The organism is Duganella sp. BJB1802 (genome assembly GCF_013369445.1).
Taxonomy (GTDB): Bacteria; Pseudomonadota; Gammaproteobacteria; order Burkholderiales; family Burkholderiaceae_D; genus Rugamonas; species Rugamonas vulcania_A.
In genome coordinates this window covers 450,112-474,622 of record NZ_JABWEF010000003.1, presented here as the reverse complement: position 1 = coordinate 474,622, position 24,511 = coordinate 450,112, and the positions used below count along the sequence as shown (strand labels likewise).

Annotated in this window: 20 protein-coding genes; 14 read left to right on the top strand and 6 right to left on the bottom strand. The window is 64.7% G+C overall.

Going from position 1 to position 24,511, the window contains the following annotated elements; translation table 11 throughout:
* The first annotated feature begins 199 nt into the window (after positions 1-199).
* Entirely contained in the window at positions 200-1,573 is a 1,374-nt protein-coding gene (locus tag HUX88_RS07620) for a DUF4214 domain-containing protein (protein ID WP_176361357.1), read from the top strand.
* A 142-nt stretch (positions 1,574-1,715) separates the two neighbouring features.
* Positions 1,716-5,570, top strand: a complete 3,855-nt coding sequence (locus HUX88_RS07615) for a two-component regulator propeller domain-containing protein (protein ID WP_229219234.1) — start codon at positions 1,716-1,718, stop codon at positions 5,568-5,570.
* Positions 5,571-5,579: 9 nt separating this feature from the next.
* On the opposite strand, the gene HUX88_RS07610 is transcribed toward HUX88_RS07615, so the two are convergent.
* From HUX88_RS07610 to HUX88_RS07590, 5 genes are all read right to left on the bottom strand, one after another.
* A complete protein-coding gene (locus HUX88_RS07610; RefSeq protein ID WP_117012793.1) occupies positions 5,580-5,921 on the bottom strand; it encodes a DUF1840 domain-containing protein in 342 nt (113 codons plus the stop codon).
* Positions 5,922-6,092: 171 nt separating this feature from the next.
* Positions 6,093-6,599, bottom strand: a complete 507-nt coding sequence (locus HUX88_RS07605) for a hypothetical protein (protein WP_176361355.1) — start codon at positions 6,597-6,599, stop codon at positions 6,093-6,095.
* Positions 6,599-8,305 (bottom strand): M1 family metallopeptidase, encoded by a 1,707-nt coding sequence (locus HUX88_RS07600; protein WP_176361354.1) that lies wholly within the window; start codon positions 8,303-8,305, stop codon positions 6,599-6,601. The genes HUX88_RS07605 and HUX88_RS07600 overlap by 1 nt, the downstream gene beginning before the upstream one ends.
* Positions 8,306-8,429: 124 nt before the next feature.
* Positions 8,430-9,941, bottom strand: coding sequence for a YifB family Mg chelatase-like AAA ATPase (locus tag HUX88_RS07595; RefSeq protein WP_176361353.1), 1,512 nt, complete (start codon positions 9,939-9,941; stop codon positions 8,430-8,432).
* 81 nt (positions 9,942-10,022) lie between these two features.
* Positions 10,023-10,889: a MurR/RpiR family transcriptional regulator gene (locus HUX88_RS07590; protein WP_176361351.1), complete on the bottom strand. Its 867-nt coding sequence runs from the start codon at positions 10,887-10,889 to the stop codon at positions 10,023-10,025.
* A gap of 154 nt (positions 10,890-11,043) precedes the next feature.
* Here HUX88_RS07590 and HUX88_RS07585 point away from each other — a divergent pair, with 154 nt between their 5' ends.
* From HUX88_RS07585 to HUX88_RS07570, 4 genes are all read left to right on the top strand, one after another.
* The gene (locus HUX88_RS07585; protein ID WP_373886759.1) at positions 11,044-12,336 is read left to right on the top strand and encodes an allantoate amidohydrolase; all 1,293 of its coding nucleotides are present in this window, start codon (positions 11,044-11,046) and stop codon (positions 12,334-12,336) included.
* Positions 12,333-13,583 carry a M20/M25/M40 family metallo-hydrolase gene (locus HUX88_RS07580; protein WP_176361349.1) on the top strand — a complete coding sequence of 417 codons (1,251 nt, stop codon included), beginning with the start codon at positions 12,333-12,335 and terminating at the stop codon, positions 13,581-13,583. Before HUX88_RS07585 ends, HUX88_RS07580 begins: the two co-directional genes overlap by 4 nt.
* Positions 13,584-13,647: 64 nt before the next feature.
* The gene (locus HUX88_RS07575; RefSeq protein ID WP_176361347.1) at positions 13,648-14,970 is read left to right on the top strand and encodes a C4-dicarboxylate transporter DctA; all 1,323 of its coding nucleotides are present in this window, start codon (positions 13,648-13,650) and stop codon (positions 14,968-14,970) included.
* 43 nt (positions 14,971-15,013) lie between these two features.
* Positions 15,014-16,048, top strand: coding sequence for a porin (locus HUX88_RS07570; RefSeq protein ID WP_176361346.1), 1,035 nt, complete (start codon positions 15,014-15,016; stop codon positions 16,046-16,048).
* 65 nt (positions 16,049-16,113) lie between these two features.
* Here HUX88_RS07570 and HUX88_RS07565 read toward each other — a convergent pair whose 3' ends face one another.
* Positions 16,114-16,353, bottom strand: a complete 240-nt coding sequence (locus HUX88_RS07565; protein WP_008444917.1) for an accessory factor UbiK family protein — start codon at positions 16,351-16,353, stop codon at positions 16,114-16,116.
* A gap of 279 nt (positions 16,354-16,632) precedes the next feature.
* Here HUX88_RS07565 and HUX88_RS07560 point away from each other — a divergent pair, with 279 nt between their 5' ends.
* The 8 genes from HUX88_RS07560 to ptsP all read left to right on the top strand — a co-directional run bounded on the left by HUX88_RS07560 (position 16,633) and on the right by ptsP (position 24,454).
* Entirely contained in the window at positions 16,633-17,397 is a 765-nt protein-coding gene (locus tag HUX88_RS07560) for a TorF family putative porin (RefSeq protein ID WP_117012801.1), read from the top strand.
* A gap of 11 nt (positions 17,398-17,408) precedes the next feature.
* Complete coding sequence (locus HUX88_RS07555; protein WP_092279474.1) at positions 17,409-17,747, top strand: P-II family nitrogen regulator; 339 nt, start codon at positions 17,409-17,411, stop codon at positions 17,745-17,747.
* An 11-nt stretch (positions 17,748-17,758) separates the two neighbouring features.
* Positions 17,759-19,324: an ammonium transporter gene (locus HUX88_RS07550; protein WP_176361344.1), complete on the top strand. Its 1,566-nt coding sequence runs from the start codon at positions 17,759-17,761 to the stop codon at positions 19,322-19,324.
* Between the two features lie 180 nt (positions 19,325-19,504).
* Positions 19,505-20,806, top strand: coding sequence for a glutamate--cysteine ligase (gshA, locus tag HUX88_RS07545; protein WP_176361343.1), 1,302 nt, complete (start codon positions 19,505-19,507; stop codon positions 20,804-20,806).
* An 85-nt stretch (positions 20,807-20,891) separates the two neighbouring features.
* Positions 20,892-21,854, top strand: coding sequence for a glutathione synthase (gene gshB / locus HUX88_RS07540; RefSeq protein WP_176361342.1), 963 nt, complete (start codon positions 20,892-20,894; stop codon positions 21,852-21,854).
* A 54-nt stretch (positions 21,855-21,908) separates the two neighbouring features.
* Positions 21,909-22,316 carry a PTS sugar transporter subunit IIA gene (locus tag HUX88_RS07535; RefSeq protein WP_117012805.1) on the top strand — a complete coding sequence of 136 codons (408 nt, stop codon included), beginning with the start codon at positions 21,909-21,911 and terminating at the stop codon, positions 22,314-22,316.
* Between the two features lie 81 nt (positions 22,317-22,397).
* The gene (locus HUX88_RS07530; protein ID WP_117012806.1) at positions 22,398-22,667 is read left to right on the top strand and encodes an HPr family phosphocarrier protein; all 270 of its coding nucleotides are present in this window, start codon (positions 22,398-22,400) and stop codon (positions 22,665-22,667) included.
* A gap of 44 nt (positions 22,668-22,711) precedes the next feature.
* The gene (gene ptsP / locus HUX88_RS07525; protein WP_161088028.1) at positions 22,712-24,454 is read left to right on the top strand and encodes a phosphoenolpyruvate--protein phosphotransferase; all 1,743 of its coding nucleotides are present in this window, start codon (positions 22,712-22,714) and stop codon (positions 24,452-24,454) included.
* Positions 24,455-24,511: the final 57 nt, after the last annotated feature.

Below are 24,511 nucleotides of genomic sequence, written 5' to 3'. Positions count from 1 at the left end.
TCGCGGCCATTTGTTCAGCGCGGCACTGCCGCGCTTCACTATAGAAAAGCCCCCACCAGCCAGAACGCGCTCAAGATCGCGCTCTGTGCAGGTGGGGGCTTTTCGCATTCCGTGGCCCGTTTTGCGCTCGCGATATTGTTTATTTTGAAATCCTATTGTTGTTAATGTATTATTTGGCAACTACATCAGGAGATAAAATATGTCGTGGTTAAAACTTGTATCAGCCAGCTTATTGGCTTCGGTATTGGCAGCTTGTGGCGGCTCCAGTGGGGGCGGTGCTGAAACGACGCGTACAGCAGGCCTGCGCTTGGGCGCATCCGCTCCCATCGCGCCGCCGACAGCGACTGCGCACGCGCTCATGGTGCAGAGCCTTTATCTGGCCTACTTCGGACGCGCGCCGGACAACGGCGGCTTCGCTTTCTGGAATAATTCCTTCGAAACACTCAATTTACCAACCACCGCCGCTGGCTTGATCTCTGACTACAATAACAACGGCTGGGCAAAGTCGGTGGTGGATGGATTCATGTCCGGTCCAGAGGCGCAAGCGCTCAATAGCGGGAGCAATGCGGATTTCGTTAATACTGTTTATATGAATTTGTTCGGTCGCTATGCCGAGGTTGGCGGTGTCGCATACTGGGCGGGCAGACTGGATCGAAATGAAATTACGCGGCCGGTGATGGTGCTCGAAATCATGGGCGGAGCCCAGGCCGACGACCAGCTGGCGATGAGCAAAAAGAATGAAATCGTTACCCGCTATCTGGCGCAGTTAGCGGCGGCGGGGATCCGCAACGATGTGCCGCTCAGTGTTGTCGGACACGACTTGCCGGCGCTGGTGAATAAGGATACGGACCTGGCGGCTTTCCAGACATCGATCGATGCCGCTGTGCAGACGCAGCGGAGCGAAACCGCACCAACCTACACGCTGCGTTATACCGACTATCAGGAAAACTATTCTGCGCTTTCGACCAACGTCCTGTATCGCTATTCGAGCGGCAGTGGCGTCGTGCCGGTCTTTGGCGGCAAGCTGACATTCGGACTCGGCGAGAGGGAAATCGGCTTTAGCCAGCTGCCGAATCAAACCGGCGCCGTGATCTATGGTGCACCAGTCTCCAGCTCCTTCGCCATATCGGACAATGCCGACGGCAGGATGCCCATCATATTGATGTTGTGCCAGATTCCGAGCGGAACAACGCAAGCGAGGTCGACGGACGTGCTGGTGCTCAAAACCGCCACATTGCTGCGGGATCCAAGCGAGCTTGCCGGCCAGACGTTTGCCTTCCATCGTCAGGACTGCGCTGCCCAAAACGACAACCTGATGACCTTCAACGCGACCGGCGCTGTGCACATGACCAGGCCCGGTGAGGATTACCAGGCTTTCGCCAGTCAAGTCAAGCAAGGCTTGAACACCAAGACGTTTGGCATGGGGGCATCGGAGTGGTCCTTGCGTGCGTATCGTTATAGCAAGGGCGACGGGGCGGTCAAGTATGCGATCGTACTCAAGGAAACGCTCATCGACCCTGCCAGCGGCAAGCCCACCGGCGCGGGCGCAGTGTCGCTCTGGTCGCAGGAATAAGCCGGTTGCGAACCCCGCCAGTGAATTGGTGGGGTTTTTTTACCTTTGTGCATTAGAATGGCTTGCATCACGGAGACGCAGCCCTATGCCAGGTTACGCAATACGTTTTTTCCTTTTATGCGGCTTACTCTTGCCGGCGCTAATGCCTGTCGCGGAGGCCGCGCCGCTCAGTCTGCGGTTTGAACATCTCGGCATCGAACAGGGATTGACCCAGGAGTCCGTCACCGCCGTCCTGCAGGACCGGCACGGCTACATGTGGCTGGGCACGCAGGCCGGCCTGAACCGCTACGATGGCTACCGCACGACCGCGTTCAAGAACGATCCCGCCAATTCCCGCAGCCTGCTCGACAACTATGTCCATGCCCTGTATGAAGACGGCAACGGCACGATCTGGATCGGCAGCAAGGGCGGCCTGGACCGCTACGATCCCGCCACGCAATCATTCATTCACCAGCCCAGCAAGAGCGGCAACCTGACCGTATTGAGCATCGTCGGCGATGGCCGGCAGGGTTTATGGCTGTCCACCAGCGACGGCTTGCAGCATCTGGATATCGCCAGCGGCGAAGTGCGGTCACTGCGCCACGCGGCGGCCGATGTCGACAGCATCGCCGATGATCGCGTCGGCGCGTTGGCGCGCGACCAGCACGGCAATCTGCTGGTGGGCACGGCCAGCGGCGTGGAAATGCTGGTGGCGGGCGGCAGCAAGTTCCGCCACTTGTCGCCGCAGGACGGCGCCGCGCCATTCAACAACATCCAGGCGCTGTCGATCGGCGCCGACGGCGTGCTGTGGGCCGGCACGCTGCAAGGCCTGCAAGCCTGGCGCCTGGGCGGCGACAACGCCGAGCGCATCCCGCTGGCGCCGGCCGACGCCTTGCACGATCAACGCATCACGGCGCTGCTGCATGACAGCGACGGCGTGCTGTGGGCCGGCAGCTATGCCGACGGCTTGAAGCGGCGCGATCCGGCGACGCGGCATTTCTACACCTATCGGCATAACAGCCAGGACCGGCATGGTGTGGGCGATAACCAGATCAGCGCGCTTTACCAGGACCGCACCGGAACGCTGTGGGTCGGCACCTGGTACACCGGCCTGGACTGGGTGGACCTGACCAGCGGCGGCTTCGAGCGCTACACCGAGTATCCGGGCGTGATGCCCAGCATCAGCAACAACAAGGTGCGCGTGGTCATCGGCGCGGGACCCAACAAGTTCTGGCTGGGCACCGGCAACGGCTTGACCTTGCTGGACATCGTCAAGGGCGACACCGAGGTCTGGCGCCACAACGAGCGCGACCCGGCCAGCCTGCCGGGCGACCAGATCCAGGCGCTCCAGATCGATCAGCGCGGTCGCTTGTGGGTCGGCAGTTCAACCGGGCTGGCCCGGCGCGATGCGGTAGGCGGCCCGTTCACGCGCGTGGTGCTGGACGCCGATCCCGCCTCGGCAACGATACAGCGCGTCCTGCTCGACCACGCCGGCGTGATCTGGGTGGCGTCGCGCGCGGGTCTGCACCGCGTCGATCCGCAAACCGGCGCGATCAGCACATGGCGCCACGAGCCAGCCGACCCGAACAGCCTGGACGGCCGCATCTATTCGCTGATGGAGGACAGCCACGGCGTGCTGTGGCTCGGCACGGAAAACGGTCTCGACCGCTTCGACCGCACCGCCGGAACATTCCGCCACTATCACCACCAGCCCGGCAAGGCGGACAGCCTCAGCAACAAGCGCGTGCATTACACCTACGAGGACGACAAGGGACGCCTGTGGATAGGCACGGCCGCCGGCTTGTGCCGCGCCGAGCAGGGCGCCGACGGCGAACTGCATTTCCGCTTCTATCCGACCAGCGGCGGCCGCGCGCCGGACCCGGTCGGCGCCATCCTCGCCGACGAGCACGGCCATCTGTGGATCAGCAGCACGGCCGGCCTGACGATGCTCGATCCCGCCACCGGCGCGTTCAAGGAGTACACCTCGCGCGACGGCTTGATCGACGGTTCCTACTTCATCGGCTCAGGGTACAAGGCCGTCGACGGCATGTTGTTCTTCGGCGGCCTGTCCGGCCTGACGGCCTTCCATCCATCGGGCATCCGCGACAACCCGCACGCGCCGCCGGTATCGATCACGGATTTTTCCATCTTCAACCAATCCATCCTGACCGGCCAGCCGCGCGCCGATGTGCTGGAGCAGGGGCCGATCTACGAGGCGCGCACGCTCAGGCTCGGCTATCGCGACGCCGTGTTTTCGTTCGAGTTCGCCGGCCTGCATTACGCCGATCCGCAGCGCAACCGCTTCGCCTACCAGCTGGAGGGCTTCGATCCGCAATGGGTGACGGCCGACGCCGGCAAGCGCTTCGCCACCTACACCAATCTCGACGCCGGCCGCTACGTGTTCCGCGTCAAGGCCGCCAACAAGGACGGGGTCTGGAGCCGCGAGCCGGTGGCGGTGGAGGTGATCATCGCGCCGCCGCTGTGGAAGACCTGGTGGTTCCGGCTGCTGATGCTGACGCTGGCATTGGGCAGCGTTTACCTGCTGTTCCGCATCCGCATCCGCATGCTGGTGCGCCAGAAGCATGCGCTGGAGGCGGAGGTGGGCAACCGCACACGCGAGCTGGTGCAGCAGAAGGAATCGATCGAGCGGCAGAAGCGCGAAGTCGAGCACCAGAAGGAGAGCGTGGAGCTGGCGCACCGCAACATCTCGCTGCTGTCGGACATCGGCCGCCGCATCACGGCCAACCTCGACAGCGAGGCCATCATGTCGATGCTGTACCAGCAGGTGCACGCGCTGATGGACGCCAGCGTGTTCGGCATCGGCATCTACCGGCCCAAGGAAGAGCTGATCGAATATCCGTTCGCGATGGAAAAGGGCAAGCGCTACGCGCCGTACACGCGCAGCATGCGCGAGCCCAACCAGTTGGCGGTGTGGTGCATCAACCATGCGCAGGAAGTGTTCATCAACGACCTGGAGCATGAATACCAGCGCTACATCAGCCACCTGGCACTGGTCTCCGGCGCCGACGACATGGGCACGCTGGAGGACGGCTCGCTGCCGACCGAGCCGCGTTCGCTGATCTACGTGCCGATCTCGGTGGCCGGCCAGGTGCGCGGCGTGATCACCGTGCACAGCTACCGCAACCACGCCTACCAGCGCATCGATCTCGACATGCTGACCACGCTGGCTTCCTACGTGGCGGTGGCGTTCGCCAACGCGGATTCCTACCGGCAGTTGCGCGACACGCAGCAGCAACTGGTGGAGCGCGAAAAGCTGGCGGCGCTCGGTTCGCTGGTGGCCGGCGTCGCGCACGAATTGAACACGCCGATCGGCAACAGCCTGGTGATCGCCAGCACGCTGGAGGACAAGACCCAGGAGATCGAGCAGCGCCAGGCGGGCAACACGCTGCGCCGTTCCGACCTGAGCAACTTCATCGAGGCGTCGCGCGAAGCGTCGACGCTGCTGATGCGCAGCCTGCACAACGCGGCGGAACTGGTGAATAGTTTCAAGCAAGTGGCGGTGGACCAGGCCAGCGCCAAGCGGCGCCATTTCAACCTGCACCAGGCCAGCCAGGAAATCGTGACGACGATGAAGAACCAGATCCGCAAGGCCGGCCATCAGGTGGAGCTGGAAATGCCCGACGATATACAGATGGACAGCTTCCCCGGCCCCTACGGCCAGGTCATCATCAACCTGATCAACAACGCGCTGCTGCATGCGTTCGAGGGACGCGGCGGCGGCGTCATCAAGATATGGGCGGTGCGGCTGGGGCCGGACCAGGTACGGATTGTGTTCCAGGACGACGGCAAGGGCATTCCGCTGGAACACCAGGCGCGCATCTTCGACCCGTTCTTCACCACCAAGCTGGGGCAGGGCGGCAACGGTCTGGGCTTGAGCATCACCTACAACATCGTCACCTCGCTGCTGGACGGCAGCATCCGGGTCGACAGCGCGCTCGACGTGGGCACGCGTTTTACGCTCGATCTCCCGCTGACGGCGACGCTGGCGGGAGACTGAAGGACGGGCTCAGACGCCCCAGATGATGCTCTCGTTTTCCTGCTTGGCCGAGCGCAGCATCTCCAGCAGCGGGAAGGCGCGGGCGGCAAAGCCGACCCGTTGCATGACGGCATGTTCGACGCTTTCGCCGTCTTCCTGCTCGTGGGCGTGCACGTCGTGCTCGACGTCCGTTTCAGGGTGCAATTTGCTCGCGGCAACTTCGCTCTCCAGCAAGGACAAGGCCTGGGCCGCTTCCGCCGCCGTGATGACACCGCGCGTAGGATTTTTGTGGAGCAAGTCCAAGATGCGCTGGGCATGTTCCTGATACATCAGGACTTCTGGACTGGACTTCGATTTGAAGGAAATTAACATAGTGTGCTTTCTTAATCTTGTAGTGGAACGATAGCACGGAGCACCGTATCTTGCCTTGGCGGTAGCCGTAATCGAAACATTAGGCCCTGGGCATTACTATACAAGAGGCGAACCCGTCTGTATGAGCGGTAGCGCACATCGTTAAGTCCTTCCTAAGTCCACGGCCTCGTTTCAGTTCAGTTTGAAGGAGCTGAGATAGGTCTCGACCGTGTCCTGAACGATATTCTTGTCGCGGCCCATGACGATGACCTGGTAGATCCGCTTGTCCTTGGCGACGAAATGGCCGATCAGGCGCATCGTTTCGCCGTTCTGGCTGCCCTTGGCCTCGACATCGAGCGTGGCCTGCCTGCCGTCGGCCGATGATTTGTTGCTGGTGACGGTGGCGCCGATATTGTTGACCAGCGCGGTCTTCATCGCCTCGATCGCGGCCGGTCCCTGGGCCGCGTCCGGCAGCTGGGCGCTGCCGACCGCGAAGATCACGCCGTTGACCTCGGCCGCCGTCATCGTCATGTTCACCGCCAGCGTATCGAGCTGGATGCTGCGGGTCTGGCTGGCCGGCTTGCCGGGGAACAGCACGGCGTAGGGCGCGTCGCTGCTGCGGTAGTCGCGCCAATCGTATTGCGGGCTGCAGGCCGACAGGGCGGCCGCCAGCACCAGCGCCAGGGAGATTTTTTTCATCAGGACTTGGCTTTCTTCTTGCGTTGCTCTTCCTGGCGATGCCAGTCGTCGATATGGACTTGCTGGCGCAGCACGCGCGAGTTCGGATCAATGGTGTACAGCGCCTGTGGCGGCAGCGTCAGCTCGCCGGTGCCGTCGGCCATGGCCAGTTTCTCGATGCGGCCGTTGACGCGCACCTCCACCGGCATCGGGAAGGCGCCGCCATCCTTCAGCTTCCATCTCAGCTTGAGCTGCTGGCCGTGGCGCTCCTCGACCAGTTCCGGCAATGCGGCGTGGTACAGATAGGCGTCGAAGAACCAGCCCAGGTCGCGGCCGCTGGCCTCGTTGGCGAAGGCGATGAATTCCTTGGTGCTGCCGTAGCGCGGCGCGAAGTTGCCCGGCTTGGGCGCGTCGGTGCCGTAGACCAGGCGGCGCGTGGCGCCGAAGAAGGCGTCGTCGCCGATCAGGTTGCGCAGCGTGTGCAGGATCAGCGAGCCCTTGGTGTAGATGTCGTTGCCGGGGCCGCCGCGCTCGTCCTCGTAGACGTCCTCGACGCGCTTGCTCTTGCCGCTGACCACGGGCACCTTGTTGAGCAGGGACTTGCGCTGCGTGAACAGCTCGGCCTGGAACTCGCGCTCGCCGCGCAGATGCTCCAGGTACAGCGGCTGCATATAGCTGCCGAAGCCTTCATGCAGCCACATGTCGTCCCAGTCGGCGTTGGTCATCTGGTTGCCGAACCACTCGTGCGACAGTTCGTGATGCAGCAGCCAGTCGTAGCCCATCGGCGACTTGGCGTAGCCGTTGCCGTAGGCGTTGATGGTCTGGTGCTCCATGCCCAGGTGCGGCGTCTCGACCACGCCCATTTTCTCGTCGCCGAATGGGTAGGGGCCGATGCGGGCCTCGAAGAAATCGAGCATCGGCGCGAACTCGGCGAACAGCCCCTGGGCTTGTTTGTCGTGGCCCTTCAGGTACCACATGCGCAGCGGGATCTTGTTGCCATAGCGGCTGTCGTACTCGCCGGACAGCAGTTCGTAAGGGCCGATGTTGAGCGCGACGCCGTAGGTGCTGGGGTTCTTGGCGCGCCAGTGGTAGGTGCGCCAGCCGTTCTTCTCATCCATGCCGAGCGCGACACCGTTGCCCGCCACCACCAGCGGCGACGGCACGCTGATGTGCAGGTCGATCAGCTTGGGCTTGCCTTGCGGGTGGTCGATGCAGGGCCAGAACAGATCGCAGCCTTCGCCCTCGACGGTGGTGGCGATCCACGGCTGGCCGTCCTCGGTCTTGCTCCAGGTGAAGGCGGCGTCCCACGGCGCGTGCGAGGCCACGTGCGGCACGCCGTGGTAGCGGATGCGTACGGTCGTGCGGGCACCGGCCGCCAGCGGCGTGGGCAAGGTCAGGTAGAGGCGGCCTTCCGGATTGCTGATCGCCGACGGCGCCAGCTGCACGCCGTCCACGCTGGCGAAATCGATGGGCAGGTTGCGGTCCAGTTCGACCGCGATGCGGGTCAGCGGAGCGCTCGCCAGGAAAGTCAGCGCGGCGTCGCCGCTGATGCTGCGGGTGGCGGGATCGACGCGCAGCGCCAGGTCGGCCTGCTCGAACGTGACGGCCAGTTGTTCAGGCGCGCGCGGGTTGCCGGAATTGCCGGTGAAGTCGGTCAGCGGCAATTGGGTGCTGGCGCAGCCGGCCAGCAGCGCGCCGGCGGCAAGGTAGAGGGGCAGGCGTGTCATCGATTTCCCGTCGGGTTGTAAGGGCAGCAAGCAATATAGCAGCAAGCCCGGCGAAGAGGTGATGCTTAGCGCCGGCATCGGCAGAATTTAGCATGGGGATGGCTCGGCTTCGCGCGCGGTGCGTTCAACGGTCGCGCAGCGCACGCCGGTACTGGATCGCTTCGAAGACATGGGTTGCGAGGATGCGCTCGCTGCCGGCCAGGTCGGCGATGGTGCGCGCCACGCGCAGGATGCGGTGGTAGGCGCGGCCCGACCAGTGGAAGTGCTCCATGCCTTGCTTCAGGTTGGCCTTGCCGTGGCGGTCGAGCCTGCAATACTGGTCGATTTCGCGCGTGGTCAGATACTGGTTGCGCTTGCCCTGGCGTTGCAGCTGGATATGCGCTGCCGCCTGCACGCGGGCGGCGATCACCCGCGATGGTTCGCCGTCGGCGTCGGCCGCCAGGATCTCGGGATCGACCGCGCCGACTTCGATCTGGATATCGATGCGGTCCAGCAGCGGGCCGGAGATGCGGCCCTTGTAGCGCTGGATGATGTCCGGCGAGCAGCGGCAGACGCCGCTGATGTGGCCGTCGTAGCCGCAGGGGCAGGGGTTCATCGCCGCGATCAGCTGGAAATGCGCGGGGAAGTCGGCCTGCCGGGCGGCGCGCGAAATGGTGATGCGGCCCGACTCCAGCGGCTCGCGCAGCACGTCCAACACGTTGCGCGCGAACTCGGGTAGCTCGTCGAGAAACAGCACGCCCCGGTGCGCCAGCGAAATCTCGCCCGGCCTCGGCACGCTGCCGCCGCCGACCAGCGCCGCGCCGGACGAGGTGTGGTGCGGCGAGCGGAACGGGCGGCGCTTCCAGTGCTCGATGCGGAAGCCGCCCGTCAGCGATTGCACGGCGGCCGCCTCCAGCGCTTCCTCGTCGGTCATCTCCGGCAGCAGGCCCGCGAAGCGCGCCGCCAGCATGGTCTTGCCCGCACCCGGCGGACCGACCAGCAGAACCGAGTGGTTGCCCGCCGCCGCTACCTCCAGCGCCCGCTTGACGAACAGCTGCCCTTTGACGTCGGCGAAGTCGGGATACTCCTGCCGCGTCACCAGCGGCGCTGAATCATGGCGCGACAGCATAGCCTCGACCGACTTGGCGGCAAAGTGGCTGCACACCTGCAGCAGCGATTGCGCCGGGTAGATGGCGGCGTTGCCGACCAGCGCCGCCTCGTCGGCGTTGGCCAGCGGCAGGATGAAGGCCAGGGTGCCGCCGTCGCGGCGCGTGGCCAGCGACATCGCCAGCGCGCCGCGTATCGGCCGCAGCTCGCCGGACAAGGACAGCTCGCCGGCGAACTCGTACTGGTGCAGGCGGTTGGAGGGGATCTGTTTGGAGGCGGCGAGTATGCCCAGCGCGATCGGCAAGTCGAAACGGCCGGATTCCTTCGGCAAATCGGCCGGCGCCAGATTGACGGTGATGCGCTGCGCGGGAAATTCGAACCCGCCGTTCTGGATGGCGGCGCGGACGCGGTCCTTGGCTTCCTTGACCTCGGTGTCGGCAAGCCCGACGATGGTGAAGGCCGGGAGCCCATTGGCCAGATGCACTTCGACGCTGACCTCCTGCGCCTCCATTCCCGCCAGGGCGCGGCTTTTAAGTACGGCTAGGCTCATGGGTTAGCGGACACCAGTGGGATAACCAACGGCCAGCGTAGCCCAGGCCCGCCACCGTGCTTTGCGCTAGCCCAAACGGGCCTACAACTCCTTGAGCTCCGTGTGGAGTTCCTCGATCCGTATCAGCCGCTGCCGCCCGGCGACGCCGGCCTTGTCGATCACCTGCGACGCCAGCACGTGGCACAGCGCCATCACGGCGGCGTGGTTGTCCAGCGGCGTGGTGCTGGTGGTGTCGCACTTCAGCACCCAGGTCGCGCCCAGGTCGCTGCGGTTGGCCGAATCGGTGATCAGCAGGGTGCGCACGCCGGCCCGGCTGACCGCCGTGATCAGCGCCGCCAGGCCCGGCGTGCGCCGGCGCAGGCCGAACACGATGAACAGGTCGTCCGGCTGCAAACCCACCAGGTACTCGCCCATGGTCTCGCCCGAGACCGGCAACAGGTAGACGTTGTTGCGGAACTGGATGAATTGCCAGCGCAGATACGCCGCGAAGAAATAATTGTTGCGCTGGCCGAACACCCGCACCTGCCGCGCCTCGGCGATCGCATCACCGATGACGTCGATGTCGGCGGCCGACATGCCGGCGAAGGTGCCCTGGATGTTCTGCACGCTGGCCGCGACGTGCTGTTCGAACGGTCCCCGCGCCTCGGCCGTCTCGTCGTCCGCTGCCTTGCGGTCCAGCAAGTACAGCGGCGATCCCCAGTCCATGTTCTGCCGTGACAACCGCCGCATCTGGTCGTAGTTCTCGTAGCCCAGACGCTGCACCAGCCGCGTCATGGTCGCGTTCGAGACGCCGGCCATTCTGGTCACCTCGGAGGCGGAATAGCTGGCCAGTTGGCCCGGCGCTTCCAGGATGACAATCGCCAGCCGCCTTTCCGCCTGCGGTAGCTGGTCCAGATGTTGCTGTATCCAGCTCGACAGGTCGGCGGCGGAGGAGGTTTCTTTTGTCATGGCAGGCATTTTAAAGCCATCCAGACCCGACGTGTGGACGTCACGCGACTATCCAGCCGCTATTTCCGTGACCGGCGTGTGAAATGATTGACTCGACGTGAAAAAAGATTTTCAATGAAAACAAATCAAAGAAAATAATTTACCGGAGATGCCAATGGACATGTCGGACTGCACCACAAGTACTGGATATACCGAACTGGGCGCCAGCATCATGGCGCGCGCGCAGGCGCTGGCCGCCCACACCGAGGCGCCGGGCATGATGACGCGCAGCTTCCTCACGCCGGCCCACCACGCGGCCGCGGCCCAGTTGGCCGCATGGATGGCCGAAGCCGGCATGAGCGTGCGCCGCGACGCCGTCGGCAACGTCATCGGCCGCTACGAGGGCATCGAGCCGGATGCGCCGGCGTTGCTGACCGGTTCGCATTTCGACACCGTCCCCAACGGCGGCATCTACGACGGCAACCTGGGCATCCTGCTGCCGATCGCCTGCGTCGCCCGCTGGCATGCGCAGGGACGGCGCTTCGCCCACGCCATCGAGGTGATCGGTTTCGCCGAGGAGGAGGGCGTGCGCTTCAAGGCCACGTTGCTGGGCAGCCGCGCGATCGCCGGCGCCTTCGACCCGCGCGTGCTCGACAACACCGACGCCGCCGGCGTCACCATGCGCCAGGCCATCGACACCGCCGGCCTGGGCTACAGCTGCGCCGATCTGGCCGCCGCCGCGATGGCGCCGGCGCGGATGCTGGGCTTCCTGGAAGTGCACATCGAGCAGGGCCCGGTGCTGCTGGATGCCGGCCTGGCGCTGGGCGTGGTCACCGGCATCGCCGGCGCCACGCGCATGCAGGTGGAGGTGACCGGTGTGGCCGGCCACGCCGGCACGGTGCCGATGGCCGGGCGCCGCGACGCCGCGATGGCGGCGGCGGAAATCGCGCTGGTGATCGAACAGCGCTGCGGCGGTATCGCGGGACTGGTGGGCACGGTCGGCCAGTTCGACGTGCCGGGCGGCGCCGCCAACGTGGTGCCGGGCCGTGCGCTGTTCTCCATCGACGTGCGCGCCGAACAGGACGCGCAGCGTGAAGCGGCGGTGGCGGACATCCTCACCGCCATCGAGCGCATCGCCGCGCGCCGTGGCGTGGCCACGCAGGTGCGCCAGACGCACGAGGCGCGCAGCGTGCCGTGCGCGCCCGCGCTGTGCGGGCAACTGGAGGCGGCGTTGCAACGCGCCGGCCTGCCCGTGCGCCGCCTGCCATCCGGCGCCGGCCACGACGCCATGGTGATGGCCGCCCGCACCGACATGGCGATGCTGTTCGTCCGCTGCGGCAACGGCGGCATCTCCCACAACCCGCTCGAAACCATGACCGCCGACGACGCCGCGCTGGCCGCCCGCGTGGTGAGCGACTTCATCGAACACTTCCAGCCATCCTCCGACCGCAAGGAACACACAGCATGACACTCACTCCCATCCAGGCCCGCCTGGCCAACTGGATCGACGACCACTTCGACGCCGAGATGGCCTTCCTGCAAGACGTGGTTCGCATCCCGACCGACACCCCGCCCGGCAACAACGCCCCGCACGCGCACGCGGTGGCCGCGATGCTGGATGAACTGGGCTGGCCGGTCGAGCGGCATGCGGTGCCGGAGGAGGCGGTGCGCGCCTACGGCATGGAGACCATCACCAACCTGATCGTGCGTCGCCGCTACGCCGCGCCGGGGCCGACGCTGGCGCTCACCGCCCACGGCGACGTGGTGCCGCCGGGCGAGGGCTGGACCCGTCCACCCTACGGCGCGGTGATCGAGGACGGCCGCCTGTACGGCCGCGCCGCCGCCGTCTCGAAAAGCGATTTCGCCACCTATGTGTTCGCGGTGCGCGCGCTGGAGGCGCTCGGCATCGCGCTGCATGGCGGCGTGGAGCTGCACTTCACCTACGACGAGGAGTTCGGCGGATTGCTCGGTCCCGGCTGGCTGCTGGAGCAGGGGCTCAGCCATCCCGATTTCGTCATCGCGGCCGGCTTCAGCTACCAGATCGTCACCGCCCATAACGCCTGCCTGCAACTGGAGGTCACCGTGCACGGCAAATCCGGCCACGGCGCGATGCCCGAGACCGGCCACGACGCGCTGCAGGCCGCCACGCGCATCCTCAACGCCGTCTATGCCCAGCTGCCGGTGTTGCGCGACATCCGCTCGCAAGTGCCGGGCATCGGCTCGCCGACCATGCTGGTGGGGCGCATCGACGGCGGCACCAACACCAACGTCGTGCCCGGCAAGGTGGTGATGAAACTGGACCGCCGCATGATCCCCGAGGAGGACGCGGCCGAGGTCGAGACGCAGCTGCGCGCGCTGATCGCGGCGGCTGTCGACGGCGTGCCGGGCATACGGATCGAGATCAAGCGGCTGCTGTTGTCGGAGGCGCTGCGGCCGCTGCCGGCGGTGCAGCCGTTGCTGGCCAGCCTGCAGCGCAACGCGCAGCACGTCCTCGGCGAGACGATTCCGGCGGTGGGCACGCCGCTGTACGCGGACGCCCGCCTGTACGGCGCGCAGGGCATCCCGGCCGTGCTGTACGGCGCCGGCCCGCGCACGGTGCCGGAGTCGAACGCCAAGCGCGGCGACGAGCATCTGGTGCTGGAGGATCTGCGGCGCGCCACCAAGGTGGTCGCCATGACCCTGCTCGATTTCCTGCAAGCCGACGCGCCGCGCTGAGCGGCCGCCCCGGAGGCGTACCAAAAACTTTTCAGTTCAACGTAGTCAACAAGGGGTAACAGCAATGCGATTTTTCAAATCACTATTTGGCCAGATCGTGCTGGCGATGTGTATCGGTGTGGTGGTGGGCATGATGTATCCGGCGTTCGCCCAGAGCCTCAAGCCGCTGGGCGACGGCTTCATCAAGCTGATCAAGATGCTGATACCGTGCATTGTGTTCTGCGTGGTGGTGCAGGGCATCCACGGCGCGGGCGAACTGAAGAAAGTGGGCCGGGTCGGGCTCAAGGCGCTGATTTATTTCGAGGCCGTCACCACCGTGGCGCTGGCACTGGGGCTGGTGCTGGCATATGTGTTCCATCCCGGCGCCGGCATGAACATCGACGCCGCCACGCTCGACGCCTCGGCGATGAGCAACTACGTCAGCACCGCCAACACGGTCAGGAACACCGGCTTCAGCGAGTTCCTCATGAAGCTGATTCCGTCCACGGCGGTGAGCGCGTTCACCTCGGGCGATGTGCTGCAGGTGCTGCTGTTCTCGGTGCTGTTCGGCTGCGCGCTGTCGCTGGTCGGCGAACGGGCGGCGCCGGTGGCCACGCTGATCGACGGCCTGGCCGCCGCCTTCTTCAAGTGCATGTCCTTCATCATCAAGCTGGCACCGCTGGGCGTGTTCGGCGCGATCGCCTTCACCGTCGGCAAATACGGCATCGGCTCGCTCAAGCAGCTGGGCATGCTGGTGCTGCTGTTCTACGGCGCGGTGGCCATCCTGGTGTTCGGCATCCTCGGCACGATTCTGCGGCTGGCCGGTTTCAACATCCTCAAGCTGATCGGCTACCTGCGCGAGGAACTGCTGATCGTGCTGGGCACCGCCTCGTCCGACAGCGTGCTGCCGCAGGTGATGCGCAAGCTGAAGTACCTGGGCATCAAGGATGCCACCGTCGGCCTGGTCATCCCGACCGGCTACTCCTTCAACCTCGACGCCTTCTCGATCTACCTGACGCTGGCGGCGGTGTTCATCGCCCAGGCCACCAACACGCCGCTGGCGGGCAGCGACCTGCTGGCGATCCTGGCCATCGCGCTGATCACCTCCAAGGGCGCGCACGGCGTGCCCGGCTCGGCGATCGTGATCCTGGCGGCCACGCTGACGGCCATCCCGGCGATTCCCGTGGTCGGCCTGGTGCTGGTGCTGTCGGTGGACTGGTTCATGGGCATCGCCCGCGCCGCCGGCAACCTGCTGGGCAACTGCGTGGCCACCGTGGTGGTGGCCGCCTGGGAGAAGGACATCGACCGCGAGCGCGCCCACGCGGTCCTGAACGACAACCGCGCCGCCATCGAACGCTACGACGCCGAGCAGCTCAAGCTCGACGCGGCGGCGGGACAGCCGGGCTGATTCATCCACCGCACCACCACCTCCAGAAAAAGAAAAGGGATCTATGAACAAATCGTATAAATCGTTTACCGCGCTGGCCGTCCTGGCAGCCACCGCCGGCGTGGCGCAGGCCCAGTCGGCCGTCACGGTGTATGGCAACATCGACCTTGGCGTGTTCAAGAAGACCGGCTCCACGCTCAGCGAAGGCCGCCGCGATAACAACCGGCTGGGTTTCAAGGGTGTCGAGGACCTGGGCGATGGCTTGAAGGCGCTGTTTCAGCTGGAGATACGCTACGACCCGGACGTCGGCACCATCGAAGGTACGAGCCGTCCATTGTTCCAGGGCCAGAGCAGGGTGGGGCTGCAGGGCGGCTTCGGCACGCTGCGCATCGGGCGCGGCCTGACGGCGCTGCAGGACTCGAACGTGGCGTTCGAACCGTTTCGCGGCACGCCCAGCACTGCGGGCTTCATCACCGACCTGATGGTGGCCGGTTACACCAGCCAGCCGCTCGATCCGGCCGGCTCGTCGGCCAACCGGTTTTCCAATGCGGTGTTCTACAACTCGCCGGAGATCGCCGGCCTGCAGCTCAACGTCACCGTCGCGACGCGCGAGGCCAACGGCAATCCGGTGCTGATCGGCCGCGGCACGCAGGCGGCGCCGCAGTACGCGGCCAACGCCGCGCTGACCAGCAATCCGTACTCGGTTTCGGCCACCTACCGCGCCGGCATCTTCGCGGCGATGCTGGCGGCCGAACGCAACGCGGCTGAAACAAAACTGTGGTCGGTGGCCGGCTCGGTGCAGGCGCGGCCGGACCTGAAACTGGTGGCTTCGTACCAAAGCCAGGATCAGGAGCATACGGTGGCCGTGAATTCGGTCACCAAGGCGTGGGTGGTCGGCGCCAACCTGGATATCGGTCCGGGGACCCTGTTGGCGGGCTATGGCCGCAAGACGCCGGATGGCGCCGTGCCGACCAAGCAGATAGGACTGGGCTACGAATACGGACTGTCGAAGCGCACCTTCCTGTACGCAGACGCCTCCAACCGCAAGGCGGCGACGTCGGTCAATTTCTACGGCGTGGGCATCCACCACAAGTTCTGAGGCAGCCCGCCGCCGCGCCTGCGCCGGCCCGGATGGGCGGGCGCAGGCATGTACTACATCCCCGCTTACTGGCCGGCCTTGGCTTCCAGTTCCGCCAGGCGCGCTTCCAGCGCTTCCAGCTTGGCGCGGGTCTTGGCCAGCACTTGCGCCTGCACATCAAATTCCTCGCGCGTCACCAGGTCCAGCTTGGCGAAGCCCTGGGTCATCATCGATTTGACGTTCTTCTCGATGTCCTTTGCTGGTGAGTTTTCGATGGCCTGATTGATCTTGCTTTGCAAGTCATTGAAAAAAGTGTTCATATCCATAATATTCCTTGATCTAACCGGCCTGGCACTGCACCATTGCAGTGCGCCTCGGCCTTATTGTGGTGCGAAATTCGGAAAAATCACCGCCGCACCCACCCCATTCTCACATTTCTTTCAAATGCGGTCCCGTTGCCGATGTCGTTACGGCTGCTATCACCTCGACAAGATTAGCTGGCACGCATTCTGCTAAAGAAGCCATGAACGCTTTATCGCTTCGCTTCACAGAAGGATTTTAAACCGCAACTGCTAATTGAGTTCAACTACACAAGGAAAACAACTATGAAAAGCTTGAGCAAGAACTTCACCCTGATTGCAGCGTTGACATTAGCATTCGCCTCCATGAGCGCCAGCCTGGCGCGCGCCGAAGACGCGACACCCGCGCCGGAAGCGAAACCAGACAACGAAGTCAGCTTCAACGCTGCCGTTGTCAGCGACTACCGCTACCGCGGCGTATCGCAGAGCCGCCTGAAACCTGCACTGCAGGGCGGCGCGGACTACACGCACAATCCGACCGGCTTCTACGCCGGCACCTGGCTGTCCACCATCAAATGGACCAAGGATGCGGGCGGCGATGGCAATGTCGAATGGGATCTGTACGCCGGCAAGCGCGGCGAGATCGTCAAGGACGTCAGCTACGACGTCGGCGGCCTGTACTACTACTATCCGTCCAACGGCCTGCACCCGAACGCCAACACCTTCGAATTGTACGGCCAGATCGGCTACGGTCCCGTCACGCTGAAATACTCGCAGTCGACCACCAACCTGTTCGGCTTCTCCGACAGCAAGAACAGCGGCTACCTCGACGCCTCCGGCAACTTCGAGCTGACCGACGGCTATGTGCTGAACGCGCACGCCGGCCACCAGAACGTAAAACACAACGGCGCCTCCAGCTATACCGACTACAAGCTGGGCGTGACCAAAGATTTCGGCGTAGTGACGGTGGCATTGGCGGCGGTCTATGCCGACACGAAAGCCTACGTCGGACCGGACGGGAAGAACCTGGCCAAAACCGGGGCTGTCCTGACCATTTCCAAAACCTTCTAAGCGAGGCCTGTATGAAACTGATTACCGCCATTATCAAGCCGTTCAAGCTCGATGAGGTCCGCGAGGCCCTCTCGGCGATCAACGTGCAAGGCATCACCGTGACCGAGGTCAAGGGCTTCGGTCGCCAGAAAGGCCACACCGAGCTGTACCGCGGTGCGGAATACGTGGTGGACTTCCTGCCCAAGACCAAGATCGAAGCGGCGGTGGACGACGCCGTCGTTGAACAGGCGATCGAAGCCATCGAAGGCGCTGCCCGCACCGGCAAGATCGGCGACGGCAAGATCTTCGTGTACAACCTGGAACAAGTCATACGTATTCGTACCGGCGAAACCGGCAACGAAGCTCTTTAAGGGGAAGATTGATGAAAAAAACTATAACAACGTTGCTGGCTGGGGTTGCCGTCCTGTTCGCGCTGTCCGCGCCGGTGCTCGCCGAGGACGCCAAGCCGGCGGCTTCGGCGCCGGTCGCCTCGGCCCCTGCGGCCGCCGCACCGGCTGCGTCCGCACCGGCAGCACCTGCGCCTGAAGCGGCGCCGGCCGCCGCTGCCCCAGCTGCGGCTCCCGCTGCCGCCGCAGCGCCTGCCGCAGCACCCGCACCTGTCCCGAACAAGGGCGACACCGCCTGGATGATGGTGTCGACCATCCTGGTCATCATGATGTCGATTCCCGGCCTGGCGCTGTTCTACGGCGGCCTGGTCCGTTCCAAGAACATGCTGTCCATCCTGCTGCAGGTGTTCACCATCTTCGCGCTGATCATCGTGCTGTGGTGCGTGTACGGCTACTCGCTGGCCTTCACCGAAGGCAATTCCTTCATCGGTAAATTCGACCGTCTGTTCCTGAACGGCATCTGGGATCCGGCCAAGGCCACGTTCTCGACCGCCGCCACCTTCAGCAAAGGCGTCGTCATTCCCGAGTTCGTGTACGTGGTGTTCCAGGCGACCTTCGCCGCCATCACCTGCGGCCTGATCGTCGGCTCCTTCGCCGAACGCGCCAAGTTCACCGCCGTGCTGGCTTTCGTCGTGCTGTGGTTCACCTTCGCCTACCTGCCGGTCGCCCACATGGTCTGGTTCTGGACCGGCCCTGACGCGATCAAGGATGCGGCAACGCTGGCGACCGAAACCGCCAAGGCCGGCTTCCTGTGGCAAAAAGGCGCGCTGGACTTCGCCGGCGGCACCGTGGTGCACATCAACGCCGCAGTCGCCGGCCTGGTGGGCGCCTACATGATGGGCAAACGCGTCGGCTACGGCCGCGAATCCATGGCGCCGCACTCGCTGACCATGACCATGATCGGCGCTTCGCTGCTGTGGGTGGGCTGGTTCGGTTTCAACGCCGGTTCGGCACTGGAAGCGGGCGACGTCGCCGCGCTGGCCTTCGTCAACACGCTGCTGGCCACCGCCGCCGCCACCATGTCGTGGCTGCTGGGCGAGTGGATCGTCAAGGGCAAGCCTTCGATGCTGGGTGCCGCTTCGGGCGCCGTTGCCGGCCTGGTGGCCATCACCCCGGCCTGCGGTTACGTCGGTCCCATGGGCTCGCTGATCATGGGCCTGCTGGCCGGTGTCATCTGCCTGTGGGGCGTGAACGGTTTGAAACGCCTGCTGGGCGCTGACGACTCGCTGGACGTGTTCGGCGTGCACGGCGTCGGCGGTATCCTGGGTGCGCTGCTGACCGGCGTGTTCGCTTCGCCATCGCTGGGCGGCCAGGGCATCTTCGACTACGTCACCAACAAGATGTCGGCCGATCCATACTCGATCGTCAGCCAGGTCACCATCCAGGCGACCGCCATCGGCACCACCATCCTGTGGTCGGCTGTCGTATCGCTGATCGCCTACAAGCTGGTCGACATCGTCATCGGCCTGCGCGTGCCGGAAGAAGAGGAACGCGAAGGCCTGGACATCACCAGCCATGGCGAGTCCGCCTACCATGCCTGATTGATAACGTTGCACAGGCCCGCCACGGCGGGCCCCTCGAAAGCGCCTCTTTGTAGGCGCTTTTTTTATTTCCCGCCTTTAAAATAGGGTTTTCGCCCCGATTTGGGCTATCTGCACGGTAATATCCGATGTTCTGCGTGCCTGGAGGGTCGTCCTCCCGCATCATTTAAGGAAGTAATCATGGTTCCCCATCTCGCCACGGCCCTGACCGGACCGCTGCTCGACCTCGAAGAAAAAATCCTGGCCGCGACGCCGGCCATTGAGCGCTGGTTCCGCCTGGAGTGGCAGGAACACACGCCGCCGTTCTATTGCTCGGTCGACATGCGCAACGCCGGCTACAAGCTGGCGCCGGTCGACACCAACCTGTTCCCCGGCGGCTTCAACCATTTGGCGACCGAAATGCTGCCGCTGTCGGTGCAGGCCGCCATGGCCGCGATCGACAAGTATTGCCCCGACGCCCGCAACCTGCTGCTGATCCCGGAGGTGCACGAGCGCCATCCGACCTACTGGCAGAACGTGGCCCGGCTGATGCAGATCTTCCGCCAGACCGGCCTGCACGTGCGCCTGGGTTCGCTGTCGCCGGAAATCACCCAGCCGACCCCGCTGCCCCTGCCGGACGGCAACATGCTGGTGGTCGAGCCGCTGGTGCGCTCGGCCAACGGCCGCCGCCTGGGCCTGAAGGATTTCGACCCGTGCACGATCCTGCTGAACAACGACCTGTCGGCCGGCATTCCTGACATTTTGCAGAACATCCACGAGCAAAGCCTGCTGCCACCGCTGCACGCCGGCTGGGCCCTGCGCCGCAAGAGCAACCACATGAACGCCTACGACGAGGTGGTCAAGAAGTTCGGCAAGCTGATCGGCGTCGATCCGTGGATGCTCAATCCCTTCCACGCCAAGTGCGACGCGGTCAACTTCCGCACCGGCGAGGGCTACGATTGCCTGGCCGCCAACGTTGACACCTTGCTGTCCAAGATCAAGAAGAAGTACAAGGAATACGGCATCAAGGACCAGAAGCCGTTCGTGATCGTCAAGCCGGATGCCGGGACCTACGGCACCAGCATCCTGACGATCAAGGATTCCAGTGAAATCAAGGACTTGAGCCAGGCCCAGCGCGACAAGATGATCGTCATCAAGGATGGCAAGGAAGTGACCGACTTCATCATCCAGGAAGGCGTGCCGACCTTCGAGAGTATCAAGGACGCGGTGGCCGAGCCGGTGGTCTACATGATCGACCGCTACGTGGTGGGCGGCTTCTACCGCGTGCACGCCGAGAAGGGCATCGACCAGAACCTCAACGCGCCCGGTTCGCAGTACGTGCCGCTGGCGTTCGCCCAGCAGCACGCGGTGCCGGACCTGAAGGCCAAGCCGGGCACGGCCGCGCCCAACCGTTTCTACGTGTACGGCGTGGTGGCGCGGCTGGCGCTGCTGGCGGCGTCGCTGGAAATGGAGCGCACCGATCCGAACCCCGAAGTCTACTAAGCGCCCGGGGAGCGGACTGGTCCGCTCCCCGGTGCCGCCGGCGAATCTCGGCTAAAATCAGGCATTACCCAGAATGGATGCGCCCATGAAAATAGCTTTCCTCGCCGATCCCTTGGCCAGCTTCAAGACCTACAAGGACTCGACCTACGCCATGATGGTGGAAGCGGCCAAGCGCGGCCACACCGTCTACGCCTTCGAGCAAAACGACATGGCGCTGGATGGCGGCGTGGTCTACGCCAACGCGGCCGTGATCACCATGACCGGCGACAGCCACGACTGGTACCGCGCGGCGCCGTCCCACGAAACCAACCTGGGCGATTTCGACGCCATCATCCAGCGCAAGGACCCGCCGTTCGACATGGAGTACATCTACGGCACCTACCTGCTGGAGCTGGCCGAAAAGCAGGGCGCGCAGGTGTTCAACAAGCCGTCGGCGATCCGCGACCACAACGAGAAGCTGTCGATCGCCCAGTTCAGCCAGTACACCTCGCCGACCCTGGTGACCTCCGACGAAGCCCGCATCCGCGCCTTCCAGAAGCACCATGGCGACATCATCCTCAAGCCGCTCGACGGCATGGGCGGCGCCGGCGTGTTCCGCGTGACGGCCGACGGCATGAACCTCGGCTCCATCATCGAAACGCTGACCGACAACGGCGCGCGCACCATCATGGTGCAACGCTACATTCCCGAAATCGTGCAGGGCGACAAGCGCATCCTGGTGATCGGCGGCAAGCCGGTGCCGTATTGCCTGGCGCGCATCCCGCAGAACGGCGAAGTGCGCGGCAACCTGGCGGCCGGCGGCATGGGCGTGGCCCAGCCGCTGACCGAGCGCGACGCTGAAATCGCCAACGCGCTGGGCCCGATACTGGCCGCCCGTGGCCTGTTGCTGGTAGGATTAGATGTTATCGGTGATTGCCTCACGGAAGTGAACGTCACCAGTCCAACCTGCTTCCAGGAAATCACCCAGCAAACGGGCTTCCCGGTGGCGGCGATGTTCCTCGACGCCGTCGAAGCGGCCGTGGCGCAGGGCAAACAACTTAAAAATTAACAATAATGCCGGACGCCGTCAAAAAACGTCCGCGCTCACTGGCGGTTTAAGAATATGGTTGGCATACTGCTTATGACGCACGCTCCACTGGGACAGGCTTTTATTGCCGCCTGCGCCCATGTGTTCCGTGGTCCGACCGAGCGCCTGGAGGCGATCGACGTGGTCGCCGACCAGGACCTCACCGAAGTCCAGGCGCTGGCCTCGGCGGCGATCAAGCGTCTCGACGAGGGCGACGGGGTGCTGGTCATCACCGACGTCAAGGGCGGCACGCCCGCCAATTGCTGTAACCGTCTGGCGGACGCCGGCCGGGTGGAGGTCATCGCGGGCATCAGTTTGCCGATGCTGCTGCGCGCCATCACCTACCGCCGCGACACGCTGGACGTGGTGGTCGAGATGGCCCTGGCCGGCGCGCAGAGCGGGGCCGTGCGCGTCGACAACCGGATCAGGGTCGGGCAGCCCTGAGGCCGGATTTATGTGGCCGCCGCGTGCAGGGCATGGCGGCGGTTTTTTGCAGTGCGCATTTCTGATTGAGACAAAAGAAAAATGATTCAACAAGAACTTGAGATTATCAACAAGCTTGGTTTGCATGCGCGTGCCTCCGCCAAATTCACCCAGTTGGCAGCTAAGTTCCAGAGCGACGTCTGGCTGACCCGCAACGCGCGCCGCATCAACGCCAAGTCCATCATGGGCGTGATGATGCTGGCCGCCGGCAAGGGCGCCAAGGTCATGCTGGAAGCCGACGGCGCCGACGAGGGCGATTGCATCGCCGCGCTGACGGCGCTGGTCAACGACAAGTTCGGCGAAGGCGAGTAATGCCGGCGGAACGCAGCCGTCCCCGTACCCCCACAGGTCCGCCTATGGCTTCCTTCACGCTGCATGGCATCCCGGTTTCGCGCGGCATCGCCATCGGCCGCGCGCACAAGCTCGCGCCGGCGGCGCTGGACGTCAAGCACTACCTGGTGGCGGAAGAGCATCTGGAGGCCGAGGTGTCGCGCCTGCAGCAGGCGCTGGCCCAGGTGCACAAGGAACTGCAGACGCTGTGGAACGAGCTGCCGAAGGACGCGCCGACCGAACTGGGCGCCTTCATCGACGTCCACGCGCTGATCCTGTCCGACCCGATGATCTCGGAGGCGCCGCTCGACATCATCCGCACCCGCCACTACAACGCCGAGTGGGCGCTGCTGACCCAGATCGACGAGCTGTCGGCGCAGTTCGACGAAATCGAAGACCCCTACCTGCGCGAGCGCAAGGCCGACATCCAGCAGGTCGCCGAGCGCGTGCTGAAGGTGTTGATGGGCACCGCGCAGATCCTGCCCGCCACCACCGGCGAGGACGGCTTCCAGGCGCAGATGATCATCGTCGCGCACGACATCTCGCCGGCCGACATGCTGCAGTTCCGCGACCGCTCCTTCATCGGCTTCGTCACCGACGTCGGCGGCCAGAACTCGCACACGGCCATCGTCGCCCGCAGCCTGGACATCCCGGCGGCGGTCGGCATGTCCGGCGCCTCGACCCTGATCGAGCAGGACGACTGGCTGATCATCGACGGCGACGCCGGCGTGGTGATCGCCAATCCGAGCGCGCTGGTGCTGGAGCAGTACCGCGAACGCCAGGGCGCCGCCGCCCGCGCGCGCAAGAAGCTCAATAAACTCAAGAAGACCCCGGCCGTGACCAAGGACGGCGTCGAGATCCAGCTGATGGCCAACATCGAGCTGCCCGACGACTGCCCGGCCGCGATGGAGGCGGGCGCCAACGGTGTGGGCCTGTTCCGTTCCGAGTTCCTGTTCATGGGCCGCAACAGCAAGATCCCGTCCGAGGACGAGCAGTTCGAGCAGTACAAGAGGGCCGTGGTGGCGATGAAGGGCCGGCCGGTGACCATCCGCACGCTCGACATCGGCGCCGACAAGCCGCTCGACCAGACCGAGCACACGGCACTGAATCCGGCGCTGGGCCTGCGGGCGATCCGCTACTGCCTGGCCGAGCCGCAGATCTTCCTGACGCAACTGCGCGCCATCCTGCGCGCGTCGGCGTTCGGCAAGGTACGCATCCTGATCCCGATGCTGGCGCACGCGTTCGAGATCGACCAGTCGCTGGCGATGATCGCCCAGGCCAAGGCCGAGCTGCGCGAGCAGAACGTCAAGTTCGACGACGACGTCGACGTCGGCGCCATGATCGAGATCCCGGCCGCCGCGCTGGCGCTGCCGATGTTCGTCAAGCGCATGGACTTCCTGTCCATCGGCACCAATGACCTGATCCAGTACACGCTGGCGATCGACCGGGTTGATTATGAGGTCGCGCACCTTTACAATCCGCTGCATCCGGCTGTGCTGCAATTGATCTCGATGACGATTGCGGCCGGGCATAAAGCCGGGATCGACGTGGCCGTGTGCGGCGAGATGGCGGGCGATGTCAAGCTCACGCGCCTGTTGCTGGGCATGGGCTTGCGCGAATTCTCGATGCATCCCGCGCAGCTGCTGTCGGTCAAGCAGGAAATCCTGAACAGCGACCTTGCGCTCATCACGCCGCAAACGCGCAAGATCATGCGCTCGATGGAACCAAGTGTAATTGCAGACGCGGTCGAACAATTACAGTTGATGTAGCAAGTGGTGGGACCCATCCTCGCGGTCCCACCTTGATAGATGGCCCGCGGGGCCGAC